General features: G+C 71.0%; 9 protein-coding genes and 2 tRNA genes. 10 read left to right on the top strand and 1 reads right to left on the bottom strand.

The window, feature by feature from the left end:
* Nucleotides 1–2 precede the first annotated feature (2 nt).
* A tRNA-Thr gene (locus Q0588_RS11060) sits at nt 3–77 on the bottom strand.
* Nucleotides 78–155: 78 nt separating this feature from the next.
* On the opposite strand from Q0588_RS11060, the gene Q0588_RS11055 reads away from it, so the two are divergent.
* The 10 genes from Q0588_RS11055 to exbB all read left to right on the top strand — a co-directional run bounded on the left by Q0588_RS11055 (nt 156) and on the right by exbB (nt 6337).
* Entirely contained in the window at nt 156–359 is a 204-nt protein-coding gene (locus Q0588_RS11055) for a hypothetical protein (protein ID WP_298746008.1), read from the top strand.
* Between the two features lie 110 nt (nt 360–469).
* Nucleotides 470–1759, top strand: a complete 1290-nt coding sequence (murA, locus tag Q0588_RS11050; RefSeq protein WP_298746005.1) for a UDP-N-acetylglucosamine 1-carboxyvinyltransferase — start codon at nt 470–472, stop codon at nt 1757–1759.
* Nucleotides 1749–2225 carry a DUF2948 family protein gene (locus Q0588_RS11045; protein ID WP_298746003.1) on the top strand — a complete coding sequence of 159 codons (477 nt, stop codon included), beginning with the start codon at nt 1749–1751 and terminating at the stop codon, nt 2223–2225. Before murA ends, Q0588_RS11045 begins: the two co-directional genes overlap by 11 nt.
* Entirely contained in the window at nt 2222–2686 is a 465-nt protein-coding gene (locus tag Q0588_RS11040; RefSeq protein WP_298746001.1) for a UPF0262 family protein, read from the top strand. Before Q0588_RS11045 ends, Q0588_RS11040 begins: the two co-directional genes overlap by 4 nt.
* Before the next feature lie 219 nt (nt 2687–2905).
* A complete protein-coding gene (gene infA / locus Q0588_RS11035; protein ID WP_003164348.1) occupies nt 2906–3124 on the top strand; it encodes a translation initiation factor IF-1 in 219 nt (72 codons plus the stop codon).
* 13 nt (nt 3125–3137) lie between these two features.
* Nucleotides 3138–3716: a Maf family nucleotide pyrophosphatase gene (locus Q0588_RS11030; RefSeq protein ID WP_298745999.1), complete on the top strand. Its 579-nt coding sequence runs from the start codon at nt 3138–3140 to the stop codon at nt 3714–3716.
* On the top strand, nt 3713–4744 hold the full coding sequence (locus Q0588_RS11025) for a ribonuclease E/G (protein ID WP_298745998.1): 1032 nt from the start codon (nt 3713–3715) through the stop codon (nt 4742–4744). The genes Q0588_RS11030 and Q0588_RS11025 overlap by 4 nt, the downstream gene beginning before the upstream one ends.
* 4 nt (nt 4745–4748) lie before the next feature.
* Nucleotides 4749–4913, top strand: a complete 165-nt coding sequence (gene yacG / locus Q0588_RS11020) for a DNA gyrase inhibitor YacG (protein ID WP_298745997.1) — start codon at nt 4749–4751, stop codon at nt 4911–4913.
* Between the two features lie 63 nt (nt 4914–4976).
* Nucleotides 4977–5052 (top strand) — tRNA-Phe (locus tag Q0588_RS11015).
* 382 nt (nt 5053–5434) lie between these two features.
* Nucleotides 5435–6337 (top strand): tonB-system energizer ExbB, encoded by a 903-nt coding sequence (exbB, locus tag Q0588_RS11010; protein ID WP_298745996.1) that lies wholly within the window; start codon nt 5435–5437, stop codon nt 6335–6337.
* Nucleotides 6338–6339 lie beyond the last annotated feature (2 nt).

Genomic DNA, 6339 nt, shown 5'->3' with positions numbered 1-6339 from the left:
GGTGGTGCCGCCGGGGGGAATCGAACCCACGACCTCAGCCTTACCAAGGATGCGCTCTACCACTGAGCTACGGCGGCGGTCACTGAGGAAGCGGCCCTATAGCCAACCGGGGACAATGGGGGAAGCCCCGAATTCCGCGGCTTGCGGAAAACTTCGTGCGCGGCTCTCATCAGGGCATGGACGAGTCGAAAATCCCCGCCCCCCTCCCGGACCTGCCGCCCAGCCTGCCGGATCCGCTGGCGCCGCCCAAGACCCCGGCCACGGCGCGGGCGCAGCGGCTGGCCTCGGCGCTGCGGGACAATCTCAAGCGGCGCAAGGCGGCGGGTCGGGTCCCCCGGCCGCCCAGGCCGAGCAATTGAAAGTCATCGCCCCCATCGACGCGACAGGCTTTCGCAAGCCCGGGCGTCCGGGCTAGATAGCCGCCCCCGTCGCCCGGGACAGACCGTTCCGGGCCGGCCTGCGAGACGACATGGACAGCATCGCCATCCAAGGCGGCGCCCGGCTGAACGGAACCATTCCGGTCAGCGGCGCCAAGAATTCCGCCCTCAAGCTGATGGCCGCCTCGATCCTGACCGATCAGCCGCTGCGGCTGACCAACATGCCCCGGCTCGCCGACACCAAATTCCTCGGCCGGCTGCTGCGCCAGCTCGGGGTCGAGGTGACCGAGAACGGTCACGGCGGCGGGCAGGAGACCCTGTTCCACGCCGCCCGGATCGGATCGAGCTTCGCGCCCTATGACCTGGTCCGGCAGATGCGCGCCTCGTTCAACGTGCTGGGGCCGCTGCTGGCCCGCACCGGCGAGGCGAAGGTGTCCCTGCCCGGCGGCTGCACCATCGGGGCGCGGCCGGTCGACCTGCACCTGCAGGCCCTGACCGCCATGGGCGTCGAGATCGAACTGGACGAGGGCTATGTCATCGCCCGCGCCCCGAAGGGGCTGAAGGGGGCCGAGATCGAATTCCCCTTCGTCTCGGTCGGGGCCACCGAGCACGCCCTGCTGGCGGCGGTGCTGGCCGACGGCGTCACGGTGCTGAAGAGGGCGGCGCGCGAGCCGGAGATCGGCGACCTGGCGCGCTGCCTGGTGGCCATGGGGGCCAGGGTCGAGGGCGTCGACACGGATGAATTGGTGATCACCGGCGTGACCTCTCTGGGCGGGACCGAGTGGCCGGTCATCGCCGACCGCATCGAGATGGGCTCCTACGCCGTGGCGGCGGCCATGGCCGGCGGCGAGGTGCGTCTGACCCGCGCGCGGCCGGAGCTGATGCAGGCCCTGACCGACAAGATGATCGAGGCCGGGGTCGAGGTGACGCCGACCGGGGACGGGGTGATCGTCAGGCGCGATCCCGCCCGGCGGCTGAAGGCCGTCAGCATCGCCACGGAGGTCTATCCCGGCTTCGCCACCGATCTGCAGGCCCAGTTCATGGCCCTGATGACCCTGGCCGAGGGCGACAGCGTCATCCACGAGAACATCTTCGAGAACCGCTTCATGCACGCGCCGGAGCTGGGACGGCTGGGGGCCGACATCCACGTCCACGCCGGCGAGGCGGTGGTCAGGGGCGTCGAGGCCCTGCACGGGGCCCAGGTCATGGCCACCGATCTGAGGGCCTCGGTCAGCCTGGTGATCGCCGGACTCGCGGCGCAGGGCGAAACCACGGTCGGACGCGTCTATCATCTGGACCGCGGGTTCGAGCGGCTGGAGGAGAAACTCGGAGCCTGCGGCGCGCAAATCCGCCGGATCAAGGGCGAGAGACATGAGCACTGAGGCGACCTCCGCCGACGCCGCCGCGGCCGGTCAGGCCGTGGAGCCGCTGCGCCTGCTGGCCGAGGACGCCGACGACCTGCACATCATCTCGGCGGCGCTGCAGGATGCGATCCTTCGGCCGGTGGACATCGTCTGGGAGCGTTCGGCGCGGCGGGTGACCCTGGCGCTGAGCCGGTTCTGCTGGGAATGCGGCGAGACGCGGGTGATGTCGGCGATGCAGTTCGGCGATGTGATCGCGGTCAAGAGCCGCCGCCTGCCGCGGGGGCCGGAGCATGCGCTGGAGCTTCTGGCGATGGATTTCGAACCGGGCGAGGCGCCGGGCGGGCGGGTGATGCTGATGTTCGCCGGCGGCGGCGATCTGCGCATCGACGTCGAATGCCTCGACGCCGTGCTGACCGACCTGTCGGAACGCTGGCCGGCCCGGGTCGCCCCCACCCACCTGGCCGAAGGGCCGGAGCCGGCGTGAGCGAGCACCGCCTGTCCTCGGTCGAGCTGGACGCGGCGACCCTGCCGGCGGCGACGGCCGAGATCGAGCATGAGCGGCGCGTGGCCATCTTCGACCTGGTCGAGAAGAACAGCTTCAGGCCGGTCGGAGCCGGGGGCGGTCCCTACCGGCTGAAGCTGTCGCTGATCGACGGCCGGCTGGTGTTCGACATCGCCGGTCCGGGATTCGCCAGGGCCCACGGCCTGTCGCTGAACCCGATGAACAAGACGGTGAAGGACTATATCGGCATCTGCGACAGCTATTACGAAGCGCTGCGCGGCACCTCGCCGGCGCAGATCGAGGCGGTCGACATGGGCCGCCGGGGCCTGCACAACGAGGGGGCCGAACTGCTCAAGGCGCGGCTGGACGGCAAGATCGCCATCGACCACGAGACGGCGCGGCGGCTGTTCACCCTGGTGACGGCGCTGTACCGGCGGGGGTGAAGAGTAGGGAATAGGGACTAGGTTCTAGGGATTAGGGAATCGGCAAGCGCCCGCTGATCCGCCCAACCCCCAAATCCCTCCTAGTCCCTAATCCCTAGAACCTAGAACCTTCCCCGCCTCGACTATCCCGCCGTTTTCAGGCATACGCCCGCACCTTGAAGACGCGCGCCCCCGCCCGGCCCGCGTCCAGACTCCTGATCACCGGGCGCGAGAGGCCGCATGGCTAAGGAAGAACTGCTCGAGTTTCCCGGCGTCGTCAGCGAACTGCTGCCGAACGCGACGTTCCGCGTGACGCTCGAGAACGACCACGAGATCATCGCCCACACCGCCGGCAAGATGCGCAAGAACCGCATCCGCGTGCTGGCCGGCGACAAGGTCCTGGTCGAGATGACGCCCTACGACCTGACCAAGGGCCGCATCACCTACCGCTTCAAATAGGGACGGGCTCGGAATGAGCCGTCCCGAACTGGTGCTGGCGTCGGCCAGCCCGCGCCGCGTGGAGCTGCTGGCGCTGGTCGGCATCGTCCCCGACCGCATCGAACCCGCCGACATCGACGAGACGCCGCTGAAGGACGAGACGCCGCCGCGCCTCGCCGCCCGTCTGGCCGTGGACAAGGCCGCGGCGGTGGCCGCGCGCGCGCCCGACGCCGTGGTGCTGGCCGCCGACACCGTGGTCGCGGTCGGCCGTCGGCTGCTGGAGAAGGCCGCCGACGAGGCCGAGGCGGTCCGCTTCCTGAAGCTGCTGTCCGGCCGAAACCACCGGGTCTTCACGGGCGTCGCCGTGGCCGCCGGAGGCGCGGTCCGGCGCCGGGTGGTCGAGGCGCGGGTCAGCTTCAAGGTTTTGTCGGACGCCGAGATCGCCGGCTACGTCCGTTCGGGGGAGTGGCGCGGCAAGGCCGGGGGGTATGGCGTCCAGGGCCGGGCCGGCGCCTTCGTGACGCGGATCGTCGGCAGTTATACAGCCATCGTCGGCCTGCCGCTGCATGAGACCGTCAACCTGCTGGCCGGGGCCGGCTGGCGCGCCCGGTGAGCGAGGTCGAGACCTTTCTGGACGAGACGCCCGGCGAGGTCCGGGGCCTGCTGGCCCTTGGCGGCCGCTTCGACCGGCTGCTGATCCAGAGGGACGGCGATGCGCCGCAACACCGGCTCGGGGCCCGCTCGGTCGGCCGGGTCGTCGCCGTCGATCCGGGGCTGAAGGGCGCCTTCGTCGACCTGGGCGCGCCGGAGCCGTTCGGCTTCCTGCCCCTGCGCGGGGCCGACCGGCCGGCCGCGGGCGCCAGGGTCGAGGTCGAGGTCGCGGCCGAACCGCGCGAGCGCAAGGGGCCGACGCTGCGGCTGATCGGGACCGGGGCGGGCGAGCCGCGGCTGCTGCGGCCGGGGCCGGGCGTGGCGGAGATGCTGGCGCGGCTGGCCCCCGGGATCGAGCCGCGCGCCGGGGCGGCGGCGATCCGCGCCGGCCTGGAGGCGGAGGAGGAGGGGCTGGCTCCCGGGGGGCTGTTCGCCCGCCTCGGCGTGCGGCTGGCGGTGGAGCGGACGCGGGCCCTGGTCGCGGTGGACATCGACCACGCCGCCGCGCCGGGCCGGGACGGCCGCCGCGACAAGAGCCGGGCCAACCGCGAGGGGCTGGCGCAGGCGGCGCGGCTGATCCGGCTGAAGGGCTGGGGCGGGCTGGTGGCGATCGATCTGGTCGGAACCGGGCACGACGGTCCGGCCCTGCTGGCGGCGGCGCGGGCGGCGTTCGGGGACGATCCGGAGACCGTCTTCGGCCCGGTCAACCGCTTCGGCGTGCTGATGCTGTCCCGGCCGTGGCGCACGACGCCGCTCGAGGAGCGCTTGCTGGGACCGGACGGACGGCCCACGGCGGAGGCCCGGGCCATCGACACGGTGCGGCGGCTGAGGCTGGCTCTGGCGGAGGATACGGCGGCGCCCTATCTGACGCTGCGCTGCCCGGCCGCGATCGCCGCCAGGACCGGGGCGCTGGCGGCGCGGCTGGGCCCGCGGGCCCGGGTCAGGGCCGATCCGGCCCTGTCGGACGGCGTGGAAATCGACGAAGGCTGAAGCCATGGCGACCTGTCCCATCTGCCGGCGCCTGCCGGCGGACGCGAAATACAAGCCGTTCTGCTCGAAACGCTGCGCCGACGTGGATCTGCAGCGCTGGTTCGCCGGCTCCTATGTGGCGCCCGGCGGCTCGGACGAGACGCCCTCGCGGGACGAGGATGAAGGCTGACAAGAGCGCTGGACACCTGAAAACGCCTCGCCTATAGACGCCGCTCTCGCGAATGGACGCCTCGCCTGGGTAGCTCAGTTGGTAGAGCAGCGGATTGAAAATCCGCGTGTCGGTGGTTCGAATCCGCCCCCAGGCACCATCGCCTCGGCGGGCCGCGGAGAGCGGCTTTCACCGATCATCAAATTGTCGCTTTCGGCCTGAATCCTCGCCGATGAACGCGCTCGTTCTCGCGCAGGGGGAAAAGCGCCGCTGTGCACTTGACGCTCTGTTGCGCGTTCGCCAAAGGAGCTTGACCGCTTTCCCAGACAAGCGGTCGGCGGAGCCGGGATTCTCCAGATCCCGGGCCATCGACATCGCCCCGGCGGCCGCAAGGCAACCGGAAGCGTCAGGAGGCGTTCCGCAGACCGGGGTTCGACAGGCCCCGGCGCTGCAGACGAGATTTTCATGGAGGGGCGGGCGTCGTCTGCGGCCGTTCCTCAGGGTTCCACGAGTCAGACCAAAAAAGCAGGAACTGGCGAACTATGCTCGATATCAAGAAGACCAACATCCTCCTGGCCATGGCCGGCGCCGCCGTGCTGATGGCCGGTACGCCGGTCCTCGCGCAGGATGCCCCCGCACCGGCTCCGGCCGAGGCGACCACGGCCGCGCCGGCCGACGCCGCCGCCCCCGCCGCGACGCCCGAGGCCGCCCCCGCGGCCGCCGAGGCCGCCCCCCCCCAGGTCGGCGGCGAGAGCCACGGCAAGCTGACCCCGGCGCGCATGTTCATGCAGGCGGACATCGTCGTTAAGGTCGTGATGATCGGCCTGCTGCTCGCCTCGGTCTTCACCTGGGTGATCCTGCTGATCAAGCTGTTCGAGTTCGGCGCCCTGAACCGCGCCACCGACCGCTTCCTGGAAGCCTTCCGCCAGACCCGCACGATCGCCGACATGCGCCGCGTGGCCACCTCGGAAGAGTTCGAGGGCAATCCGCTGGCCGACATGGCCGCCGCCGCCACCGACGAGGTCGAGCTGTCGCGTCAGGCCGGTCTCTCGGTCACCGGCGACCACCGCGACTCGGCGCTGAACCGCGCCCAGGCCGCCGTCTCGGCCGTTCAGTCCGGCCTGGCCAAGCGCCTGTCCGGCGGCCAGCAGTTCATGGCCTCGGTCGGCTCGACCGCGCCGTTCATCGGTCTGTTCGGCACCGTCTACGGCGTCATGAACTCGTTCATCGGCATCGCCAACACCAATACGACCAACCTGGCCGTCGTCGCCCCCGGCATCGCCGAGGCGCTGCTGGCCACCGGCATCGGCCTGTTCGCGGCCATCCCGGCGGTTATCTTCTACAACTATTTCAACACCCGCATCGCGGCCTACGGCACCCGTTCTGACGGCTTCAACGCCGAGCTGATGAACGCCGTGTCGCGTAACCTCGACAAGGGGGCGTAAGT

It is taken from the genome of uncultured Brevundimonas sp., assembly GCF_937870815.1.
Taxonomy (GTDB): domain Bacteria; phylum Pseudomonadota; class Alphaproteobacteria; order Caulobacterales; family Caulobacteraceae; genus Brevundimonas.
The sequence above is the reverse complement of the archived record's forward strand: the minus strand, read 5'-3'. Positions and strand labels throughout refer to the sequence as shown.

Bases quoted from the DNA above. Each gene is read 5' to 3' on its own strand.
- infA (WP_003164348.1), top strand. From the start codon at position 2,906: ATGGCTAAGGAAGAACTGCTCGAGTTTCCCGGCGTCGTCAGCGAACTG.
- Q0588_RS11045 (WP_298746003.1), top strand. From the start codon at position 1,749: ATGAGCACTGAGGCGACCTCCGCCGACGCCGCCGCGGCCGGTCAGGCC.
- Q0588_RS11030 (WP_298745999.1), top strand. From the start codon at position 3,138: ATGAGCCGTCCCGAACTGGTGCTGGCGTCGGCCAGCCCGCGCCGCGTG.
- yacG (WP_298745997.1), top strand. From the start codon at position 4,749: ATGGCGACCTGTCCCATCTGCCGGCGCCTGCCGGCGGACGCGAAATAC.
- murA (WP_298746005.1), top strand. From the start codon at position 470: ATGGACAGCATCGCCATCCAAGGCGGCGCCCGGCTGAACGGAACCATT.
- exbB (WP_298745996.1), top strand. From the start codon at position 5,435: ATGCTCGATATCAAGAAGACCAACATCCTCCTGGCCATGGCCGGCGCC.